The organism is Acetobacter sacchari (assembly GCF_017377715.1).
In the GTDB taxonomy this organism is placed as follows: domain Bacteria; phylum Pseudomonadota; class Alphaproteobacteria; order Acetobacterales; family Acetobacteraceae; genus Acetobacter; species Acetobacter sacchari.
Genome location: NZ_JAFVMF010000103.1, coordinates 1 through 252 on the forward strand (window position 1 = coordinate 1; position 252 = coordinate 252).

A 252-nucleotide genomic window follows, 5' to 3' on the forward strand; every position below is an offset into this window, starting at 1 on the left:
GGGCGAAAATCAGGCAACCGACAGCCGTAATAACAATAAAGCTGGGAAAAATGGCGTGGGCGCCATACCGGTCGAGCAGCACACCGACTACCAGCGCCATCAGCGCATAGACGATATAGTAAGACGCAATCATCAAACCCAGATGGCTGCTTCCCCATGCGGCCGTCAGCTCGTGCTGCATGATGCCCGGGGCCGAGCGGATGGCATATTGATAGAAATAGAACAGCGCGCAGAGGAACCACGCCAGAACAT

1 pseudogene is annotated in these 252 nt (G+C 55.6%); it reads right to left on the minus strand.

The features are described 5' to 3' along the window. A pseudogene (locus tag J2D73_RS20415) lies at positions 1–252 on the minus strand (hypothetical protein); the annotation flags it as partial.